Genomic DNA, 21,082 nt, shown 5'->3' on the forward strand with positions numbered 1-21,082 from the left:
TACGAAAATTTATGCAGAAACGAATCTTGTTGATCCTGTTTTTAGGAATCATTTTCTCTGTCTCTGTTTTCAGCCAAGGCCTGAAAGCAGAGAAGATTATTCTTCCTGATAGTGAATTGGCCAATTTGTATAAGATAGATTCGGGAGTATATCGTTCGGAACAGCCTTCATCTGTTGATTTTAAAGCTCTTGAAAAATATGGAATCAAAGAGTCCCTAAATCTCCGTAACAGGCATAGTGACGATGATGAAGCGGCAGGTACAGCCGTGAAACTTCATCGGGTAAAGATGAAGGCGCATTCAGTCAGTGAGGAGCAATTAATAAGGGCATTGCGTATCATAAAGAACCGTAAAGCGCCAATTGTAATCCATTGTCATCATGGTTCCGACCGTACAGGAGCCGTTTGTGCGCTCTACCGCATTGTATTTCAGAATGTCTCCAAAGAAGATGCGATCAGCGAAATGACTGAAGGAGGTTTTGGTTTTCACCGTATTTATAAAAATATAATTCGAAGAATCAAAGAAGTGGATATAGAGCGAATAAAAAAAGAGGTGATGCAATAATTCAATTGACTGTATGAATTAGTCAAATCATAAGGAAGCATTAGAAACTTCTATGGCATGAATTAATGTTTTCTCCTCATCTATTAGCTAATTCAACTGCTAGTATTATCCTGTTGCACTTGTGTAACGGTGCAAATGGACTTGAGCAACTAGCCGGACAGACTTGTGTAACTCTTCAGTTGCACAAGTCTGTCCGACTAGTTATTCATAAAAGATGGTAACGCTCTGTAATATAGTATGTTATATGAAAAATGCAGTTTTTCTCTCCAAAAAGTCAAAAACAACCGCATGTTTTTTGTAAACTTTCCTTAAAATGAGCCTGTTTTTAGACTTAAATACTTGATATATAGCGCTGCAACATTTTTGTTTTTCCCCCTATAATACTTAAAATAAATACAAAAATGTCGCAGACAAAAATGCCTGCCAAAATAAGTTGTCTATCAAGAAGATTATAAGTTCTCTATTTCTTTAAGCCACATAGCTGAACTGGCATCACTCGGCATTCGCCAATCCCCTCTCGGACTGATAGAAATACTACCGACTTTCGGCCCGTCAGGCAGGCATGAACGTTTGAACTGCTGATTGAAGAAACGACGGAAGAAAATGGATAACCATTTCTTAATTGTCTCTTCGGCATAACTGTCTTTGAATGCGGCACTTGCCAGGTAATAAATCTTGGAAGGACGGAAACCGAAACGCAGGAAATAATAAAGAAAGAAGTCATGCAGTTCGTAAGGGCCTACCAAATCCTCGGTCTTTTGCTTGATTTCTCCATTTTCATCTGCCGGAATAAGTTCCGGGCTGATAGGAGTGTCTACTATATCAAGTAGTGTAGCTTTAGAATCCTCATCCACACCATTTTCTGCCACCCATTGTACCAGATATTTCACGAGCGTTTTAGGCACGCTTGCATTGACACCGTACATAGACATATGGTCACCATTGTAAGTCGCCCATCCCAAAGCGAGTTCCGATAAGTCTCCTGTACCTATTACCATTCCCCAAGTCTGGTTGGCAACATCCATTAAAATTTGCGTACGTTCGCGTGCCTGTGAGTTTTCATAAGTGACATCATGTACGTTTACATCATGGTCTATATCTTTGAAATGCTGGATACAGGCATCTTTGATACTGATTTCACGGATAGATATGCCTAATGACTTCATCAAGTCAATAGCATTATGATAAGTCCGGTCAGTCGTTCCGAAGCCGGGCATTGTAATTCCGAGAATCCCTTTTCTTGATAATCCCAGTTTGTCGAAAGTCTTCACGCAGACTAGTAAAGCCAATGTTGAATCCAGTCCGCCGGAAATGCCTACCACAGCAGTCTTGGCTCCGGTATGGACGAGCCGTTGTGCCAGTCCTGCCACTTGAATGGAAAAAACTTCTTCACAATGTTTATTTAACTCATTGCCCTGCGGTACAAAAGGATGAGCATTGAAGTTCCGGGTTAAAGTCAGCTCTTTACTATTCACAAATTCCGTTGCGATAGAAACCGCCTTTTTGTCTTCTAAATTAGCTTGGTTGGCAGCGAAAGTCGTATTGATTCTACGTTCTGCGCGTATGCGTTCCACATCAATCTCGCTGATTATAAGTTGTTCTTCCATACTGAAACGCTCGCTGCGTGCAAGAAGGCTGCCATTTTCGTAAATCAATCCGTTTCCGGCAAAGACTACATCTGTAGTAGACTCTCCGAAACCGCAAGATGAAAATACATATCCTGCGATACAGCGTGCAGATTGCTGGCTGATAAGAGAACACAGATAATTATGTTTTCCGATACCCTCATTATCTGCCGACATATTAAATAAGATTTCCGCTCCTTGCAATGCAAGTGAAGAGCTGGGTGGAATTGTAGCCCAGAGATCTTCACAAACTTCAATTCCGAAAGTAGTATCCGAAGTTTCAAAAAGCAGGTTAGCCCCTATAGGAACAATCTGTCCGCACAAACGTACATTATCAGTTGTAAGCTGAAGGGCGGATGTGAACCAACGTTGTTCATAGAACTCTTTATAGTTAGGCAGATAAGTCTTGGCTGCAACACCCAATACTTTTCCTTTCTGAATAACTACCGCACTATTGATAACCGTAGAATTGGCAACTACCGGCATACCGACAATAGAAATGATGTCCAATTGGCGTGTATTATTCAGAATCTGCATTAATCCCATTTCAGCCTCTTCCAACAAAAGTTGCTGACCGAATAAGTCACCGCAAGTATATCCGGTAATACTCATTTCCGGGAAAATAATGATTTGCACTCCTTTTCCTTCAGCCACTGCAATCAGACTTTCTATTCTCTCTACATTGAATTTACAGTCAGCCACTTTTATATGTGGCACGGCCGCTGCTACTTTCACGAATCCGTAGTTCATCTTATACCTTATTTATATATAGTGGGTGCAAAAATAGGAAAATAGTTTTGAATATTTATCTTTTCTATAGTGAATCCTTTCTATAGGGTATTTTACATCACTAGTGCTACTGTTGTTTAAACAATTAAATGAATTGTCAAAATGAAAGTTAATATTCTATTTATTGAATAATTATTCTTTTGCTTGTTCCTTAATTGATTTATATGTACTTAAATATGTGACAAAAAGATATATGTGGAAATTTAGTATAAAATATGCGACATTTTGTTTCTTTTATTTAACTATAATATTTATATTTGTAGCGAAAAAGAACATATTTAGAAATATATAGCACTTAAACAGGACAAGTAATATTAGTGTTTAATTTATAACTTAGGAGAGCAGATGGTCATACATTTAATTCACACAGCGGTAACACGAAAAATCTATTTGGATATTTGGCGTAATATTAAGAATTTGCCAAGTTAGTATTCCCTATTTTGTTTTTAGAGAAAATATCCTGCCCAAGGTCAAAAAAGTTATGCTTTGAGAGTTGACCTGTGGGAGAGGAGCGTATTATTATTTCTTGAGTGAAAATGGAATACGCGTATTTTACTTGTAGACAAATCTATAAAATAAATCAATTTCATTAATTTTAATTTAAGTATCAAAGATGAGAAAATCAATTCTCTTGTTTGTACTCTTTACTCTGACGAATATCCCCCTGTTGCTTTTCGCACAGGGCGGATATCAGGTAAAAGGACATATCATTTCGGCGGAAGATAACCAGCCGATGATCGGTGTGTCCGTTTTGGAGAAAGGTACAACAAACGGAGTAATTACCGATATAGATGGTAATTACAGTATCACAGTGACTAAGTCTCCTGCCACTTTGCAGTTCTCTTATGTCGGTATGAAAACGATAGATAAGCAGGTGACTGCTTCTACTCGTATAAACTTGACAATGGAAAACGATGCGCAGATGGTGGATGAGGTTGTAGTAGTTGCCTATGGTGTTCGCAAGAAAGGAACCGTGGCTGGTTCAATGTCGGTAGTAAAGGCCGAACAAATGGAAAATGTACCGACTCCTAGTTTCGACCAAGCTTTGCAAGGGCGTACTCCAGGTTTACAGGTAATCTCTAGTAGTGGTGAACCTAGTGCTTCTGCAGACTTTCAGATTCGAGGTGTGAATTCTATTAATGCAGCTACAACACCGCTTTTTATATTGGATGGTATTGCTATTACAGCAGATGTTTTTTCGGCAATTAACCCTAATGATATTGAGAGTGTATCTGTATTGAAGGATGCTTCTTCTACTTCCATATATGGTGCACGTGCTGCTAATGGTGTAGTAGTAATTACAACTAAACGTGGTCGTAGTGGTACGAATGGAAATATTATAGCTCGTGCGCAATATGGTATTTCGAAATTAGCTTACGGCAAATGGGATTTGATGAATACAACCGAACGTCTTGACTATGAAGAAGAAATCAATCCGGATAAAGTAGGTACTTACGATCGTGATTTGTTAGAGCGTACCAATATCGATTGGCGTGATGTTGTGTACAATGATGCAGCTCCTTTTACTAGTGTTGACTTGCAAGCAAGTGGTGCTACACAGGGAGGATTCAACTATTACGTATCAGGAAATATTCATTCACAGAAGGGTATTGCTTTGAGTTCTGATTATAAACGCTATACCTTACGTGCAAATCTGGAGGCAAAAGTGAATAATTGGTTCAAGGTTGGGACGAATGCTTCTTTTGCCTATGAAGATATGACCGAAGCTGTTGATGGTGACTATAATACCGTGACTCCAATTTCTGCTTCTCGTTTCATGCTTCCTTATTGGAGTCCTTATTCAGCTACGGGGGGAATTGCGAATGTAAATGATGGAACTTGGCTAGGAACAAATGTGAATCCGGTAGAATATCAGAACAACAATCCTTCAGATAAGAATCGTTGGAAAGTAATTGCTTCTGCGTATGGTGAATTTCATCCTATTTCGGGATTGACTATTAAGACATTGGGAGGTGTTGATTTTCTTGATCAGCGTAGTAATATGTTTTCTATGCCCTCATATTTGCCTAACTATGGTGAAGGTTCTGTAGGACGTGGTTTTTCGCGTTATACGAATATTACGTGGTCTAATACTGCTACCTATGTTTTTGATATAAAGGAAGAACATCATTTTAATGTGATGCTTGGTCAGGAATGGGTTGATAATCAATCTGATGGATTTTCTGTTGTATCACATGGACAAAGTAATGATAAGTTGTTGACTTTTTCAACGGCAACACGTGCTGATAACCCTTCTGATACAATGACTCATGCTCGTTATCTTTCTTTCTTCGGACGTGCCGAATATAATTTTTTAAGCAAATATTACGCTGATTTTTCTGTACGTCGTGATGCTTCTTCACGTTTCGGTAAGAATTCCCGTTGGGCTAATTTTTGGTCAATAGGTTTAATGTGGAATGCTAAAGGAGAAAAATTTCTTGAAAATGTAGACTGGTTAACGAATGCGCAGGTTGCCGCTAGTATCGGTACGTCGGGTAACTCGTCTATTCCAGCTTATGATCACCTTCCTCTTGTGTCTGGAGGCCCAATTTATGGTATTGTAAAGGATGTTGATATGGCAGGTATAGCTCCTTACTCCAAAGGTAATGAAAACCTGACATGGGAAAAGTTGTTGACTACTAATGTTTCTTTGAAGTTGGGCTTTTTTGATCGTATAAATTTGGTTGCCGAGTTCTACAATAAGAAAACAAAGGATATGTTGATGGAAGTACCCGTATCGGTGGTGGGCGGTTATCCATATCGTTGGAGTAATATGGGAGAAATGGTAAATCGTGGAGTTGACCTTTCTTTGGATGTTGATGTACTTCGGTTTAAAACATTCAGTTGGAATGTTTCTGCCAATGCATCTTATAATAAGAATGAGATTACAGAACTATATAGTGGCCGGGATGAATACGATATGGGTTCTACAGGTTTATACTTGAAAGTGGGGCATTCATATGGAGAATTTTATCTAAATCGTTTTGCAGGAGTAAATCCAGCCAATGGTGACGCTCTTTGGTATGATAAAAAAGGGAAGATTACGAATATATTTAGCGAGGACGACAAAGTCCTGACTGGCAGAAGTTGTAATGCTCCTTGGCAAGGAGGTTTTGGCACAACATTATCTTGGCAGGGTGTAACTGTAGCAGCACAATTCAGTTGGGTCGCAGATCGATATATGATGAATAATGACCGTTATTTCAGTGAGAATGCAGCTGCATATTCAAATTATAATATGTCAAGAAAACTGTTAACAGAACGTTGGAAAAAGCCGGGGGATTTTGTAACGATGCCTCGCTATGACGTTCCAATGCAATTTGACGACCGTTTGTTGGAGGATGCATCTTTTCTTCGCTTGAAGAATTTGAGTATATCTTATGAATTGCCTAAGAATTTATTGCTACCGACAAAAGTTATTGATAGGGTGAGAATATTTGCACAAGGGCAGAATTTGTTTACTTGGACAAAATTCCAAGGTATGGATCCTGAATCAACTGCCAACTATTATCAGGCAGCATATCCTATGTCACGTCAATTTTCCATTGGATTAGAAGTAGGCTTCTAAAAGTTTATTTTATACATTAATATAATAGAGAAAAATGAAAAAAATATTATTCCTATTGATGTCGTTGATGTTCGTTATGACTTCTTGTGAAATGGATCTTACACCGGATAGTGCAGTTCCTGAGCATCAAGCTTTGCGTACGATTGATGATTGCGACGCATGGGTGGTTGGCATTTATAGTGCATTCAAAAATAGTGCACTATATAGTGGCTACATGACTTTGCTTCCGGATATTCAGGCTGATATGGCTTATGCGGCTTTGAAAACTAATACTGGATTCTATTCTAATTTCTATCAGTGGAATATCAAATCTACTACTGATGAAATTGCTGCTGTATACAATGGATTGTATACAATTGTGGCTCGTTGTAACTTCTTTATGGATTATAAAGATCAGGTAGAAGCAAATTTGAAAACAGAAAAAGAAAAACAAGAATTCAAAAAACGTTTGGGTGATGTTTATTTTGCACGTGCTTTGGCATATGCCGAGTTGATTCGTTTGTTTTGCGAACCTATGACCTCGGAGAATGCAGATAAGGAAAATATGGGTATTTGTTTGCCTGTTACATATCGGGATGATGTTCCGATGGTAAAACGTTCAACATTACGTGAATCTTATAATCAAATTATCAGTGATTTGAAGGATGCAGAAGATAATATTCCCGATTCACGTACCATAGCTGATATTCACTATTTTAGTAAAGGCGCTGTGTATGCATTGCGTGCGCGGGTGTATATGTATATGGGAATGGGGGATTTAAAGCGCGACCGTAACAATGAATACTTGAAGAAATCGGTAGAGGCTGCAACAAAAGTGATTAAGCTTGGAGTATATAAACTCTCGGATGCCATTAATAATGCTTTTATTATTAATTCCCAAAATTATACGGATTATCAAGTAATGTGGATGCGCGACGGAAGTGATGAAATTATTTGGAAGATAGGAATGAGTCCTACTAGTTATGGTGGTGCTTTGGGTAAGAGCCTGTTAGGTTACAACAACTCGTCTTACAACCCTCAATATCATTTTGCTGAAGCAATTCTAAAATTGTATGAAGATAATGATATGCGTGCTTCTGCATTTTGTAGTCAAACAAAGGACGTGAATGGCGATGATGTGTATCTTATAACAAAATATCCGGGGAATACAGACTTGGATGGCGGTGATACTCGAAAATTTATCAATATGCCGAAGCCTTTACGATTGTCAGAAGTCTATTTGGTACGCGCTGAAGCCTATTACTGGCTGGGTGATGATGAGAATGCTCAGAAAGATCTTTCTTCATTGAAGCGTAAGCGTATTACAGGTTTTGGTTCTGTCTCTGCTTCGGGCGATGATTTATTGAAAGAAATAAAGAATGAACGTGCCCGCGAATTGTATATGGAAGGTTTCCGTCTCTCTGATTTGAAACGTTGGCATGATCCGGTGAAACGTGAAAAGCAGCTTTATAGCATAGACGGTTCTATCAATAATGAGTTGAACGTGAAATATACAGATGCAAAATACCGTTTTACTACTTGGCCTATTCCAAAACATGAAATCGAAGCTACTAATGGCTTGGTGGTAGGTAATGCAAGTAACAATTAAACTAATAATAAGTAACAGATAAGATGAATATGAAGAAATTTTTGAATCTTCTGTTGATGTTTCCGTTGGCAGCCACTATTATGATAGGGTGTCAATCAGAAGAGATTACATATACCGGACCGGAATATGTGATGTTTGCTGATACCACCTACACGATGCCGATTTTAGAAACGGATAAAATATTTGAAGTACCGGTTGCCACAACTACTTTGGCAGACTACGACCGGAACTATGCTGTAGAAATAATTAATGATAAATCAACCGCTGTTCGTGGTTATCATTTTGATTTTGTTGACAACTCTAATAATGTCACTATCAAAGCAGGAGAGCGTGTTGCTTTCGTCAAGTTGGAAGGGCATTATGAAAATGTAAACCGTGATGACAGTTTGGTTGTAAGATTGCGTTTGGTTGAACCCAAAGTCCAGACATGGGATTTATATGGAAATGAGACATTGGTTGATTTTATCAAGTGCCATCCGTTTAAAATGAATGATTTTCTGCAAATCAAGAATGAGACGGATGAAGCGAAATTCACGATGTTGGCATCTTTCCCCTTTGATAGTAATATGGGATCATATTCTGTGAAGGGTTACAAGAAAGATGAAAAGACATTAATGCTTACTGATATGTTCGGGCATTCGGGCTCCGGTGATATCCGGGTAATTTTCGACGATTCGGATCCTTTGGATCTTGTAATTACTGTTCCTGAACAGGCCGGTTTCCGTGAAAGCAATTATGGAACAGTTTGGATTCGTTCTGTTGAGCAATATCCTTCGTACTTCAATACGTTTGACAACTTCTTTGTACTGATATTAGAGGCGTATGTTCCTCAGATAGGAAGTTTTGGAGTATATCAATATATATTCAAGTCGCTTGATGAAGATGAAGCAGAAGATAATGAGAATGGTACTGTAACTCGTAGTATAGCAGAAAGAAATGACTGTTCTCTTTTTAAATTCAATAAGTTTTAATCTAAAAAGATAAGAATATGAAAACAACATCGAGTTATTTTAAATATTTATTTGTTTGTGTTTTGATGTGTACTTTCGTTGCTTGTGGTGACGATGATGACAATAATAATGGCTCTAATGCTACTATTGAGCTTCTTTCTCCTGCAGAGATAACTTGTACAGGAGCTGACAATGATGCTGTAACAATCACATTTGTTGCAGAAAATGATTGGACTGCTATTGTAAGTCATAACTGGATAGATTTGAGTAAAAGAACAGGCTCTGCCGGTGAGCAGAAAATAATAGTAACCGTTGAGAATAATGACGATTTCAAAACTCGTATCGGTACTATTACTATCAAAGACAAGGCAAGTGGAAAGTCTGTCGATATTATTGTGACTCAAGGTGAGAAAGGCTCTGTTCTCACTTTCTCTACCGAAGATCAGAATGGAACTAGCCTGGCTATTGATAATGAAAAACAGGAGATTATTGCTGAAGTAAGTGTTAAGAGTAACTATGATTATTCAATTACCATATCACCGGATTGGTTGACTTATGAGGATAAGGGACGAAATAATGATGGCTCAAGAAAATATGTTTTCCATGCAGATCCTGAAAAACTCTATGCCGCAGGCGGATATGGCGAGCAGGCTGCAATTGTCAGTTTCGCATATCAGGCAGAAACTCGTACTCCGGCAACAAAGGAATATGCTGTGAAATTTGCCGGAATTACTCCATCAATGTCGTGCGATATGGATCCTGTAGTTTTGGATGATATGATGGGTGACGGATATCAGGCTACTATACACGTAGTTTCGAATATAAAGTGGGCATTGGGAAATACACCTTCGTTTTCTGACGTTACTTATCCGGTTGCAAATAGTTCAGTAAATTTCTTCGAAGTAAACACTTCAGTGAAGCTTACTTATAACAAGGCTGAACTACAAGTAGAAGAAGAAAATGGCACTTTGACTTTTGTTGATGCTGAAGGAAAAGCATTGGATTATAGTCTCAATGTAAAATATCCGGGTGTAGGAAATGACTATGTAGAGATTGATAATACAGTCTTTAAGATGCCGGATAACCAACTGTATATGTTTGAAGCACATGGCGTTGAGGAATATCCTGGCTATTATAATGATATAGCTATCGATTTTCAAGTAAAAGCTGCAAATAAGAATGATGTCACTTTCTATATCGTAAGACAAAATTTTGGTGGTTCTCCTATTTATTCTACATATATAAATGGTTATGGGGATGAAGAATCTGCTGATATGACAGGTTATCAGGGTTGGGGATTTGTTGAAGACCCAGAAACTGACAACACCCGCGCTATTGTGGAAACAATAACAAAGACTTTGTATATTAAGTCACGTGGTAATGAATGGAATGGAGGTTCCACTGAAGATAAGGATCGTTATTTTGCTTTATTTGCCGTTTCTGCTACTAAATATCCAACATTTGAATCTTTGTTTGATGATGAAGGAGAGCTGAAACCTGAATTGGATGCAAAATATATAAACTTGGGTCAGAAGAAAAAAGGCGGTATTGAAGACTTTGTATGTGAAGGTTTGGCAGGTCAGACTTTGACAGCATCACCTTCCGGTGAGACTTTAACTTTTGAATATTCAGGCATTGATTTAAGTTCTGAAGATTGGGGGGCTACTTGGTATCATGGAGTTCAAATTGTTGATGGAAAAATGAAGAAAGGAGATTATGGTACCGGTGATATGTTGGATAAAGGGACTAAACTGGGACAGTTGGTAAATGGAGTAGGAAATATTATTATAGAAGTAACTCCTAATACAACAGGTAAAGCCCGATCTGAAAAGTTTGCAATTTGTGCAGGTATGTTAGAAGATGCAGTAATTACTTATTTTACAATTGAGCAAGCTGCAAAATAATCATTCTATAATTTTATTTATTTGATAAAGAAAATGAATCTATTAAGAAAAATAAACTGGTTGTTTACGGCAATGCTTTGCATAGCATTGGTGTCAAGTTGTTCAGACGATGATGTCGTATCTGGCAATGGAACATCAGGATTCCTCAAGTTACATCTGACTTCTTCGAAGACTGTAACTAGAGCCACAACATTGGATTATATGTCTGATGCAAAGAAGGTGGAGGTATCTATGCTGTACAATGATATGTATGTAACACAATCCTTGAATCTGAGTTCTGTAGCGAATGCTACAGATCTCGGATTGGAATCTGAGAACCTGGAATTGCGCACAGGTGAATATCGCATCATGAGTTATACCCTTTTCGGAGCGGTGAAACCCGGTATGGAGAAGCCTGAAAGATTAGCCACTATTTACCCGGATGAGTCACTTACATTCCAAATTACGGGTGGACATCTTACAGAGCTTGATGTGAAAGTGAAAGCTACCGTACGCGGATATGTATACTTTGATTTATTGAAAGATTTATCCAACTATGATGAAGAAATGGATAAAGCTAATAAAGCGAAGTCTCGTGCTGCATTAGAAGGCGATCCAAAAGAATTTAGTTATGATAATGTTGAAGAAATAGATATCTACTACCGTAAGAAAGGTACAAGCGAGTATGCTACTCCGCATCCTTTCAAGATTTACGAAACAAAGAATGAGAAGTATCTGCATACTGACACTGTAAGTTGGGAATCCGGAGAGTATGAGATAACCCGTTACATGATGTACGATAAAGATCGTAGAAGCATTTTGTTGGCGGCAGATTTGAAAGATACTTATGTGAAAGTCACTACAGGGGATTATACAGAAGGAAGCGTGGATATCAAATTCCCGGAAAATATGTATGCTATCAAAGATTATATTGCCCTTTATACTATTTGGGTAAACATGGATGGACCGAATTGGAGCTATGCAGGTGAATCTTTCCCGGCAGGAGCAAACTGGCGTTTTGCTAATCGTCCGATAGACGAATGGGGAAATCAGCCCGGTGTTGAACTGGATAATTATGGTCGTGTGAAAACATTGGAACTAGGTTCGTTTAATCCGAAAGGAGCCATACCTGATGCTTTGGGAGATTTGACAGAAATAGTTTCTTTGTCATTGGGTACTCATAATGACTTGGCTTCTGTTGAGAACTTTGAAGGCGATAAGGTAAGCTATAGTTTGAACCCTATTGATTTGTATCGTAAAGGGATTGATTATCGTGGTCGTCGAATGGAAATTGCGAAGGAAAGATTGAGAATTTTACATCCATCACCAATAGATAATGGAAAACTGTATACTTCGAAAAAAGTTGCTCCTTTGAAATATGCAACTTCCGGTACTTATGATTTTGCTCAAGGGTCTATTTCCAATCGTATCACGAAGATTCCGGCTACCATTCGCAATCTAACCAAGCTTAATTATCTTTTTGTTGCGAATTGTCTGATAGGGCGGAATGATGATGACCTTCCGGTAGAATTGGCAGAACTGCCTGATTTGACTGATGTGGAATTTTATAATTGTCAGTTTAAGAAATTCCCTACAGCTTTGAAGAAGATGAAAAAGGTTATTTCATTGAACTTCAGTTGTAATACGACAATGGAGCCTTCCGAATTGTTGAATGGATTGAACGAGTTCATAACAAGTTGCAAAGATGAATTGCAAATTTTGTATGTGTCGTCTTGCGGATTGGAGGAATTTCCTATGGCACTAACTGAAGCGACTAAGATTGGCTTGCTGGACTTTTCTACTAACAAGTTGAGAAAGCTACCGGGAACAGGACGTAAACTTGCGCCGGTACAAGCATTCTTTGATGATAACAAGATTTCTGAGATTGCAGATGACTTCTGCGAAACGGACGATATTGAAACATTTTCAGCTTCTAACAATATGCTAAAGGTATTTCCTAATTTATTCAAAGATGGAAAGGATAGTAAATATCAGGCTACGAGCGTAGACTTTTCCGATAATCATATAGAGCGTTTTGCTGAAGGATTTAATGGTATCAATGTTGAAACATTGACACTTACTAAAAACGATTTTGGTAAAGCCAATAAGGATGAAAAAGGAAAGGGTTATTTCCCGGGAGCGTTGAAGGGTTCAGGTATTAGTTATCTGTTGATAAACAATTGTGAATTAGATACGTTGCCACCTTGCTCATTTGAAGAATTAGAAGTATTGGAAGCATTGGATTTGTCTGGAAATAATCTCAGGTATCTTCCTATTGAGTTTAATTCCAGAAATCTGGTATTCGTATCTGGTTTAAACTTGTCTTACAACAGATTCGGAGTTTTTCCGATGAAAGCTATGGAATTGCCAATGTTGAATAAACTATATCTGAATGATCAGTGGGATATTGATAAAAAGACAGGTAAGGAAACACGTCCTTTAAAAGATTGGCCGACTGCATTGTCGTCTTATCCGGGATATGCTACTTTAAGACTTTTAGATGTATCAGACAATGATATTCGTAAGATTCCAGAATCTAACTTCCCAACATTGTTGGCCGAGTTTAATATTACTGATAATAATAATATTGATGTGACTATTCCGTCAGCAGTATGTTCGAAAATATCTTCCGGTTTATACAACTTGGTATATGATTCGAATCAGTATATAATAGGATGTCCGATACTGGATTTGGATATGAATAAATAATGGAGGAAACAGAATTTATGAATTATTTATTTAAAGATATGAGAACAATGTGTTGGGCAATAGTTGCCCTGATAATATTATTGGTATCTTCTTGCAAAGATGATGATGATGTGGTTAGCGGTTTTTCTGTTGATCAGACAGAAATGCAGTTCTTGAATAATGGTGGAACCATTGAATTGAAAATCGCTACTGATCAGACATGGACTGCCGAAGCTGAAAATGATTGGTGCATGGTCAGTCCGGCTACTGGAGTAGGAAATGGAGTATGTGTGATAAAGGCAGATTCTTCTTATTTGTATAAGGAACGTACCGGCCGAATTATATTTTATTCTGATAAAGGAGATTTAGCTGAAGTTTTGGTGAAGCAATATGGATATGAACCCACTATCGACTTTGCAGAGTCAGAGGTGACAGTACCATCTTATGCTGCTCCTGAGAAAGCTTATGTAGATGTCGAGGCTATAGCTAATGTTCCTTTTGAGGTGGTAATCCCGGAAGAGGCAAAGGCTTGGTTGACTCTTGATGGAACTTCAACCTATACTCCGTCTACAACCATTCCGCGTAAGCAGAAATTCCGTTTTAAATTTAAAACCTACTCGGATTTTGATAAAGGTAACCGTATTGCTGAAGTGCAGTTTAATCAGAAGCCATTAACAACTAATCGTGCTTCCGGGGAAACGGCAATGCTCAATAAAGTAGTGAAAATCATTCAGGAGAAGGCTCCGGTGATTATACCTTCACGTGAAGGTGATTCATTGGCGGTTCTGGCGATTATGCGAGTCATGAATTCAGGTACCCCTTCTGCCAGTCGACCAATTATCCATTGGGATAATGTTGTTGTAGAGGAACGTACATATGACTATTATAATCCATTAACGGGAGTTTCAAAGAAAGATACAACAGAACTTCGTGTTGTAAGTTTCCGTTTGTCAATGATTGATACGGATGAAACTATTCCGTATCAGATTAAATATCTGACAGAATTGGAGACGTTTGCAGCTATAGCTAATGCAAATGGATATAGGAAGAAAATAGCATTAGGACCGGAAATTGCTTCGTTGACTAAATTAAAGAGTCTTTCTCTGATGGGATATGGTGTTAATTCCCTTCCTGCCGAAATGGCTCATATGCAGAGCTTGGAAGAGTTGGATTTGAATGGTAATACAATTCTGAGCTTGGAGTCAATCAAAGATGTACTTTTAGGATTGAAAAACCAACTTAAATATTTAGACTTGGGTAGTAACCGTGTAAGTGGCACCGTTATGAATCTGAGTACGGATATTCCAAGAAATGAAACATTGGAAACGATTGGACTAGGTGGTGATTTATCTAAATCTGAATGGTTATTCCGTGATATGGTAGCTTTGGAAGAGCTTCATATGTCATACAACTATTTCTATGGCAGTATTCCTGATTTGGATGGTGTTAAAGATGGAGTTCTTCCTAATATGAAATATTTGACATTGAATCTGAATCGTCTCACAGGTAAAGTTCCTGATTGGATATTGTATCACAAATATCTGGCTTGTTGGAATCCGTTCTTGTTATTATTCAATCAAGAAGGGTATGATAATAGAGGCATTATGGCTGGCTTTACAAATGCTCCTACCAAGTTTGCGGAATTCCCGGCTGAATATAACCGTACTTGTCCGGAAGACGAAGAAGCGGCTGCTGTTGCGGCAAAATTACCTTCATTGACTCAGGAAGACCTCAATACGGTGCCTTTGCATGGTAATTGGAGATATTATAGAATGCTTAATAAAAACTGGTATTTGAATTGGAAATGAAAATGACAATGTATATGAAGGCGACACTTCTATTCTGTTTCATGGTCTGTGCAGCTCTGTTTACGGGCTGCTCAGATGATGATGAAGTTGCAACCTTAGCCGAGGGCCAAGGAGAAGTGACTTTTAAGTTTGTGCGTAATAAAGTCTTTACCATATCTACATTGGAAGATATGGCACGGCTGAAAGTGACACTGGAAAAGGATGGTAAGAAAATCAATTTGAAGACAGTTGATTTAACTGGTAATGAAGACGAATTGACTTCCGAGGTTCTGGCTTTGGAAGAAGGTACTTATCAGGTGGTGAAATATGTAGCTTATAATAATAAGGGTGCGCAGATTCAGGAAGCTTATGTGGATGATGAAAATAATATCACAGTTAAGCATGGAGAAATGGCGACTTTCTATTTCCCTGTTTCTATTCGTTTTGTGTATGTTAATAATCAGTTGCGTAATCAATTGTTTGGTCTGTGCGAACAAGTTCTGGGAACTGATTCTACCAAATGGCCTAAAACGTGGCGTGTGGAGAATGAAGATCTGCTGACTTGGGAAAACCTAGAGTTTGAGGTGGATGATTATGGGAATATATCCTATCTGGCAACTATCATTTTTGATAATAAAGCGTTCCCCGGAATGAAGAAATTGCCTGAACTTATTAGTACATTCTCTACTTTGGAAGGAATACAGATTATGAATATTCCGGAATTTGAAGAGTTGCCCGAAAGTTTGGATAAATCTACACTTTATTCCATTTTGATTATGAATACCGGATTCAAAGCTTTCCCGAAGAACTTTGAAAAAATGAAGAATCTACGTTCACTAACTGTTGTGAACAGTCAATTGACAGAGCTTCCTGCAAGATTGGGAGAACTTCCGGAACTTCGTGATTTAGAGATTAGCGGAAACACCATATCAGAGTTTCCTGCTGCACTAGCAGAGAATTTGCAGAAAGTGGTTTCACTGCGGATGAATGACACCAAGTTGACTACACTGCCTTCTAATATCTTTGGAATGAAGATGATGTCGACTTTTGATTTCCGTAATAATCCTAATTTGAATGCTTTACCGGAAAATCGCGGTGAAGGTGTTCGCATGGGAGGACTGCTATTAGATAATTGTGGCTTTACGTCTATTCCGAAGATTGCAAAAGGAAGATTGCGCACACTTACATTGGCGAATAATAAAATCACTTCTGTCTCGGAAAGTGAGTTGAATGGCTTGTCGGACGAATTAGAAATGTTGGTTCTGGATGGAAACAAGATTAATACTTTCCCAAAAATGAATTCAGAAAGCTTGATAGAACTCAAATTGGATGATTGTGGTTTATCTGCTATTCCGGATTTGTCGGCATTGCCTAATCTGCGTTCTTTGGCATTAGCTAAAAATAATATTAATGCTATTGGTGATGGTGTATTTTCTAAAAACCCGTATATCTCAATTCTGGATTTCTCAGATAATGCAGGATTGACTTCTTTCTCTGCAAATGCCGGTATATATCTTAAAGAACAGGAAGACGTAATTAAGGGTGTAACAGAAAAAGTATCCAAACCATTCTATTTGCATTGTGTAAATGTAGATAACTGTCCGTCTTTGACTTGGCAAGTTCCGGCAACGTGGTGTTGCATCGAGAATTTCAAAATGGAGAATAAAGAGGATTTGTTATTGCCCCGTAGAAATGTAATTGTGTACAACCGTAATTCTTCTGGCGTGACTCGTGCGGTTTGTCCGGTAGATGGCTGTAAGGCAACTTATGAACTGCCTAAAGATTTTGATGAATATCTGGAGTCTTTAAAAAAGAAGTCAGATGAATAAATTCCTTTATCTGCTTATAATATTGTGTCTCGTCATTGCTTCATGCAATGACGAGCATAATGATGAAAAGCCGGATGCGAAGATTCCTTTCTGGGAAAATTCGCATTTGGCTTTTTTCGGTTTGAAAGGTTCGGTAAGTAGGGTTATGGAATCAACATATTCTTTTGATAAAGGTTCGGAGATTGAAGAAGAAAACGTGATTTTCGATATGCGTTTTAATTCTGCGGGACAAATAACATATTATAATCCAACAGGTGTTGAACCTTTATCCCGTGATGTGTGGCAGACCGTTGCTTGCTACTCCTATGAATATGATGGAAATGGGAGACTCATCAAGGCGACTGTTACTCCTTTGGGAGATGACCCGCTTGTATATACTTTGAATTATGGTGAGCATACTAATTATGTTCCTCTTATTTTTCCTTTGGGAAAAATGGAGTTCTTTCTAGTGAAAGGCTTACAAAGTATCATTAGTGAAGATGGCTCCATTTCATATATATATGATGACGGGAAAGCTGCTTATGAAGAGGAAACATGGAGTGGTAATATTAAAACAGAATATTTGTATGAATCCGGAAGCTCATATCCGGCAAAGAAAGTTGTTACAACATCTCGCGGTGCAACAGTTATGAGTGAGGAATCCACAATGTATACTTATGATACTGAAGGGCGGCTTTTAACACAAGATGTCAGGACAATTGAAGATGGAATTGAATCAGTTCGTACCATTACCCGTTATGCTGAAGGACAGCTATTGCTGCCTGCGGTAAAGAAAATGGATATGGGCTCTACTATCTTTGATTGGACATATACGTATGATTCTAAGAACTATTTGCAGCGAGTTCAATATATTGAGAATGAGGGCTCGGAAGATGAAATGACAGATAAAGAAGAATATACGTATCTTTCTTATGATGCTTATGGCAATTGGACGGATTCCAGACAGTTGCAAAGTAGTGTGGTTGATTGGTCACATACAGACGGGACAGTCGGTGTCCGTCGGAATTTTACTTATTGATAAGATTGGAAGAACTTTCTCTTTGGTAAAAGTGGCTGGTTTTAAACGATTAGGTTTTGCCAGCCACTTTTTATATTAGAATCAATGTTTGCATTTCTCTGTGGCTATTTCAATATAAATGTATCCTATTTTAGAAGGATATGTTTTATCTTCTTTTAGTCTGATACATTTAGCTTGCATTTTTGTGGCATCTGCTTTGCGGCAGACTCGTATTTCTCCTATTGAATCGGGAGATATTACTCTTGGAACAGTATAGCCGGAAAGGGTTGTGTCTAAGGAACGGAACTGCAAACGAATCGGTTCTTTGCCACTATTAACAATTACTATGTTTTGTTCCTGTTCATTTCCACGCATCGGTGAAAAACGGACTCTTGTTGTTTTTAATTGCATACTACCCATAACATATGGGAAACGTTTGTCTTTGCGCTGTGCTCCCGGAGTGACAATTCCCGAAATGGTCAATTTTATTTTTGCATTGCTTCCGGTAATATCGACCAAAATGGAACGGTTAAATTTTCCCGGACGTCCCTGTGGATTATAAGTAACGCTGATAGTACCGCCTTTCCCCGGTTGGATCGGTGCTCGTGTATATTTGGCTACCGTACAACCACATGTGGTTTGCACATGGGTGATAGCTATTGCTCTGTCTCCTTGATTAGTAAACTTGAAATCACATGTTTGGTTCTCTCCATCTTCGGAAAACGTTCCAAAGTCATACGATTGTTTTTCAAAGACAATATTATTGCCTGTTTGGGCTGTAGCTGCAAATGCAATAATAGTGAAATAAAATAATATGATAAACTTGAATTTCATGGTACAAAGATACAGGTATTTATACTGTTAACCGGAATCTTTCTAAAAAAAACTTGAAAATATTTGGATATACCATTAAGGCTTTCTATCTTTGCATTGGATTTATAATTGTAATGAATACAAGTTTGGAAAAGAAGGGATAAATGATGAAACCGTACGAAAGATTATTAGAGCATAATATAAAGCCATCAATGCAACGCATTGCTATCATGCAATATTTGATGGAGCATCCCATTCATCCGTCGGCGGATGATATCTATACAGCATTGTCTCCATCTATGCCTACGCTTTCAAAGACGACAGTTTATAATACTTTGAAATTGTTTTCGGAGCAAGGGGCGGCTCAGATGCTTACGATTGATGAGAAGAATACTAATTTTGATGCGGATACATCCATTCATTCCCACTTCCTTTGCAAACGTTGCGGACACATTTATGATTTGCAATGTCCGGAAGCGATAAAAAAAGTGGAAAGTTTGGAGATGGACGGACATCAGGTATCGGAAGTGCATTATTATTATAAAGGTATATGTAAGAATTGCTTGAGAAAAGATAAAGAAACACGTATTGACTAATTAATTTAAAATTGAGAAGAAAATGAAAAAATTTAGATGTACTGTATGCGGTTACGTTTATGAAGGTGACGCAGCTCCTGAGAAATGTCCTTTGTGTAAAGCTCCTGCCAGCAAGTTCGTAGAAGTTGTTGAAGTAGAAGGTGGTGCATTGTCTTTTGCTGACGAACACGTTATCGGTGTTGCAAAAGGTTGCGACGAAGAAATGATCAAGGATCTGAACAATCACTTCATGGGTGAATGTACTGAAGTTGGTATGTATCTTGCTATGAGCCGTCAGGCAGATCGTGAAGGTTATCCTGAAGTAGCTGAAGCTTTCAAGCGTTACGCTTGGGAAGAAGCTGAGCATGCTGCAAAATTTGCAGAATTGCTGGGTGACTGTGTTTGGGATACTAAAACCAACTTGCAGAAACGTAAAGATGCTGAACAAGGTGCATGCGAAGATAAAAAACGTATCGCAACTCGTGCTAAAGCTTTGAACTTGGATGCTATCCATGACACTGTACACGAAATGTGCAAGGACGAAGCTCGTCACGGTAAAGGTTTTGAAGGTCTGTACAACCGTTATTTCGGTGATAAATAATCAAACCTCATAATAACTCTTAAAAGGTCTGTATTCAAAAATGAATACAGACCTTTTTTCTTTATATTTGCTCATCAACTTTTAATACCACAGTTATGAAAAGAGTACAACTATTGTTAGTTTGTTTAGTGCTTTCGGCGGCTGCTTTTGCTGCTGATAAAGTGATTAAGTTGCCGCAACCTAATTTGAATCGTACAGGTGCGGTGATGAAGGCATTGTCCGAACGTCATTCGACCAGAGAGTTTGCATCCAAAGCCTTGAGCTTGGCTGACTTGTCGGATTTATTATGGGCTGCTAATGGAATTAACCGGAAAGATTCAGGGAAAAGAACCGCTCCTTCAGCTATGAACAAGCAGGATGTGGATGTATATGTAGTGTTGCCTGAAGGCAGTTATTTGTATGATGCGAAAAATCATCAATTGAATTTGGTAGCTGAGGGTGATAATCGGGGTGCGGTAGCCGGTGGACAGGCTTTTGTGAAATCAGCTCCGGTTTCTCTGGTTTTGATTAGCGACCTTTCCCGTTTAGGGGATGCAAAGAAACCTCATACCCAGTTGATAGGAGCTATGGATGCAGGAATCGTTTCGCAGAATATTTCAATCTTCTGTTCTGCAGCCAAGTTAGCTACGGTGCCACGTGCTTCGATGGATAATAATCAATTGAAGAAAGTGCTGAAGCTGAAAGATACGCAGATTCCTATGATGAACCATCCTGTAGGATATTTTAAATAAGGTCTGATAAGAATATAAAAATAGTGACGCTATCCTCTCAGGATACCGTCACTATTTGCTTGTTATAGCGTCACTATCCTTATTGGATAGCGTCA

General features: G+C 38.4%; 14 protein-coding genes. 12 read left to right on the forward strand and 2 right to left on the reverse strand.

The features are described from left to right. Nucleotides 1-11: 11 nt before the first annotated feature. Complete coding sequence (locus BQ7997_RS23730) at nucleotides 12-563, forward strand: dual specificity protein phosphatase family protein (RefSeq protein ID WP_073348288.1); 552 nt, start codon at nucleotides 12-14, stop codon at nucleotides 561-563. A 449-nt stretch (nucleotides 564-1,012) separates the two neighbouring features. On the opposite strand, the gene BQ7997_RS23735 is transcribed toward BQ7997_RS23730, so the two are convergent. Next, on the reverse strand, nucleotides 1,013-2,938 hold the full coding sequence (locus BQ7997_RS23735) for an NAD(+) synthase (RefSeq protein ID WP_073348289.1): 1,926 nt from the start codon (nucleotides 2,936-2,938) through the stop codon (nucleotides 1,013-1,015). A gap of 652 nt (nucleotides 2,939-3,590) precedes the next feature. On the opposite strand from BQ7997_RS23735, the gene BQ7997_RS23740 reads away from it, so the two are divergent. Genes BQ7997_RS23740 through BQ7997_RS23775 form a run of 8 tightly spaced genes read left to right on the forward strand, consistent with a single transcriptional unit; the run spans nucleotide 3,591 to nucleotide 18,288 of the window. Continuing rightward, a complete protein-coding gene (locus BQ7997_RS23740) occupies nucleotides 3,591-6,545 on the forward strand; it encodes a SusC/RagA family TonB-linked outer membrane protein (protein WP_073348290.1) in 2,955 nt (984 codons plus the stop codon). A gap of 34 nt (nucleotides 6,546-6,579) precedes the next feature. After that, nucleotides 6,580-8,133 carry a RagB/SusD family nutrient uptake outer membrane protein gene (locus BQ7997_RS23745; RefSeq protein WP_073348291.1) on the forward strand — a complete coding sequence of 518 codons (1,554 nt, stop codon included), beginning with the start codon at nucleotides 6,580-6,582 and terminating at the stop codon, nucleotides 8,131-8,133. A gap of 29 nt (nucleotides 8,134-8,162) precedes the next feature. Further along, nucleotides 8,163-9,104 carry a DUF4984 domain-containing protein gene (locus BQ7997_RS23750; protein WP_159436794.1) on the forward strand — a complete coding sequence of 314 codons (942 nt, stop codon included), beginning with the start codon at nucleotides 8,163-8,165 and terminating at the stop codon, nucleotides 9,102-9,104. 17 nt (nucleotides 9,105-9,121) lie between these two features. After that, on the forward strand, nucleotides 9,122-10,987 hold the full coding sequence (locus tag BQ7997_RS23755) for a BACON domain-containing protein (protein ID WP_073348293.1): 1,866 nt from the start codon (nucleotides 9,122-9,124) through the stop codon (nucleotides 10,985-10,987). Between the two features lie 33 nt (nucleotides 10,988-11,020). Beyond that, nucleotides 11,021-13,675 carry a DUF4458 domain-containing protein gene (locus BQ7997_RS23760; RefSeq protein WP_139260974.1) on the forward strand — a complete coding sequence of 885 codons (2,655 nt, stop codon included), beginning with the start codon at nucleotides 11,021-11,023 and terminating at the stop codon, nucleotides 13,673-13,675. 38 nt (nucleotides 13,676-13,713) lie between these two features. Then, the gene (locus tag BQ7997_RS23765) at nucleotides 13,714-15,462 is read left to right on the forward strand and encodes a BACON domain-containing protein (protein WP_159436795.1); all 1,749 of its coding nucleotides are present in this window, start codon (nucleotides 13,714-13,716) and stop codon (nucleotides 15,460-15,462) included. Between the two features lie 14 nt (nucleotides 15,463-15,476). Further along, nucleotides 15,477-17,270: a leucine-rich repeat domain-containing protein gene (locus BQ7997_RS23770; protein ID WP_159436796.1), complete on the forward strand. Its 1,794-nt coding sequence runs from the start codon at nucleotides 15,477-15,479 to the stop codon at nucleotides 17,268-17,270. After that, nucleotides 17,263-18,288, forward strand: a complete 1,026-nt coding sequence (locus tag BQ7997_RS23775; protein ID WP_073348297.1) for a hypothetical protein — start codon at nucleotides 17,263-17,265, stop codon at nucleotides 18,286-18,288. The genes BQ7997_RS23770 and BQ7997_RS23775 overlap by 8 nt, the downstream gene beginning before the upstream one ends. Before the next feature lie 81 nt (nucleotides 18,289-18,369). On the opposite strand, the gene BQ7997_RS23780 is transcribed toward BQ7997_RS23775, so the two are convergent. Beyond that, nucleotides 18,370-19,101, reverse strand: a complete 732-nt coding sequence (locus BQ7997_RS23780; protein WP_073348298.1) for a DUF1573 domain-containing protein — start codon at nucleotides 19,099-19,101, stop codon at nucleotides 18,370-18,372. A gap of 146 nt (nucleotides 19,102-19,247) precedes the next feature. Between BQ7997_RS23780 and BQ7997_RS23785 the strand changes: the two genes are divergently transcribed. From BQ7997_RS23785 to BQ7997_RS23795, 3 genes are all read left to right on the forward strand, one after another. Then, the gene (locus BQ7997_RS23785; RefSeq protein WP_073348540.1) at nucleotides 19,248-19,676 is read left to right on the forward strand and encodes a Fur family transcriptional regulator; all 429 of its coding nucleotides are present in this window, start codon (nucleotides 19,248-19,250) and stop codon (nucleotides 19,674-19,676) included. Between the two features lie 22 nt (nucleotides 19,677-19,698). Beyond that, the gene (locus tag BQ7997_RS23790) at nucleotides 19,699-20,256 is read left to right on the forward strand and encodes an NADH peroxidase (RefSeq protein WP_007759170.1); all 558 of its coding nucleotides are present in this window, start codon (nucleotides 19,699-19,701) and stop codon (nucleotides 20,254-20,256) included. Between the two features lie 95 nt (nucleotides 20,257-20,351). Continuing rightward, complete coding sequence (locus tag BQ7997_RS23795; RefSeq protein WP_073348299.1) at nucleotides 20,352-20,987, forward strand: SagB/ThcOx family dehydrogenase; 636 nt, start codon at nucleotides 20,352-20,354, stop codon at nucleotides 20,985-20,987. Nucleotides 20,988-21,082 lie beyond the last annotated feature (95 nt).

It is taken from the genome of Bacteroides congonensis, from assembly GCF_900130125.1.
GTDB lineage: Bacteria > Bacteroidota > Bacteroidia > Bacteroidales > Bacteroidaceae > Bacteroides > Bacteroides congonensis.

What these genes read in the sequence shown, in the direction of transcription:
- BQ7997_RS23730 (WP_073348288.1), top strand. Translation starts at nt 12, where the DNA reads ATGCAGAAACGAATCTTGTTGATCCTGTTTTTAGGAATCATTTTCTCT.
- BQ7997_RS23735 (WP_073348289.1), bottom strand. Translation starts at nt 2,938, where the DNA reads ATGAACTACGGATTCGTGAAAGTAGCAGCGGCCGTGCCACATATAAAA.
- BQ7997_RS23740 (WP_073348290.1), top strand. Translation starts at nt 3,591, where the DNA reads ATGAGAAAATCAATTCTCTTGTTTGTACTCTTTACTCTGACGAATATC.
- BQ7997_RS23745 (WP_073348291.1), top strand. Translation starts at nt 6,580, where the DNA reads ATGAAAAAAATATTATTCCTATTGATGTCGTTGATGTTCGTTATGACT.
- BQ7997_RS23750 (WP_159436794.1), top strand. Translation starts at nt 8,163, where the DNA reads ATGAAGAAATTTTTGAATCTTCTGTTGATGTTTCCGTTGGCAGCCACT.
- BQ7997_RS23755 (WP_073348293.1), top strand. Translation starts at nt 9,122, where the DNA reads ATGAAAACAACATCGAGTTATTTTAAATATTTATTTGTTTGTGTTTTG.
- BQ7997_RS23760 (WP_139260974.1), top strand. Translation starts at nt 11,021, where the DNA reads ATGAATCTATTAAGAAAAATAAACTGGTTGTTTACGGCAATGCTTTGC.
- BQ7997_RS23765 (WP_159436795.1), top strand. Translation starts at nt 13,714, where the DNA reads ATGAGAACAATGTGTTGGGCAATAGTTGCCCTGATAATATTATTGGTA.
- BQ7997_RS23770 (WP_159436796.1), top strand. Translation starts at nt 15,477, where the DNA reads ATGAAGGCGACACTTCTATTCTGTTTCATGGTCTGTGCAGCTCTGTTT.
- BQ7997_RS23775 (WP_073348297.1), top strand. Translation starts at nt 17,263, where the DNA reads ATGAATAAATTCCTTTATCTGCTTATAATATTGTGTCTCGTCATTGCT.
- BQ7997_RS23780 (WP_073348298.1), bottom strand. Translation starts at nt 19,101, where the DNA reads ATGAAATTCAAGTTTATCATATTATTTTATTTCACTATTATTGCATTT.
- BQ7997_RS23785 (WP_073348540.1), top strand. Translation starts at nt 19,248, where the DNA reads ATGAAACCGTACGAAAGATTATTAGAGCATAATATAAAGCCATCAATG.
- BQ7997_RS23790 (WP_007759170.1), top strand. Translation starts at nt 19,699, where the DNA reads ATGAAAAAATTTAGATGTACTGTATGCGGTTACGTTTATGAAGGTGAC.
- BQ7997_RS23795 (WP_073348299.1), top strand. Translation starts at nt 20,352, where the DNA reads ATGAAAAGAGTACAACTATTGTTAGTTTGTTTAGTGCTTTCGGCGGCT.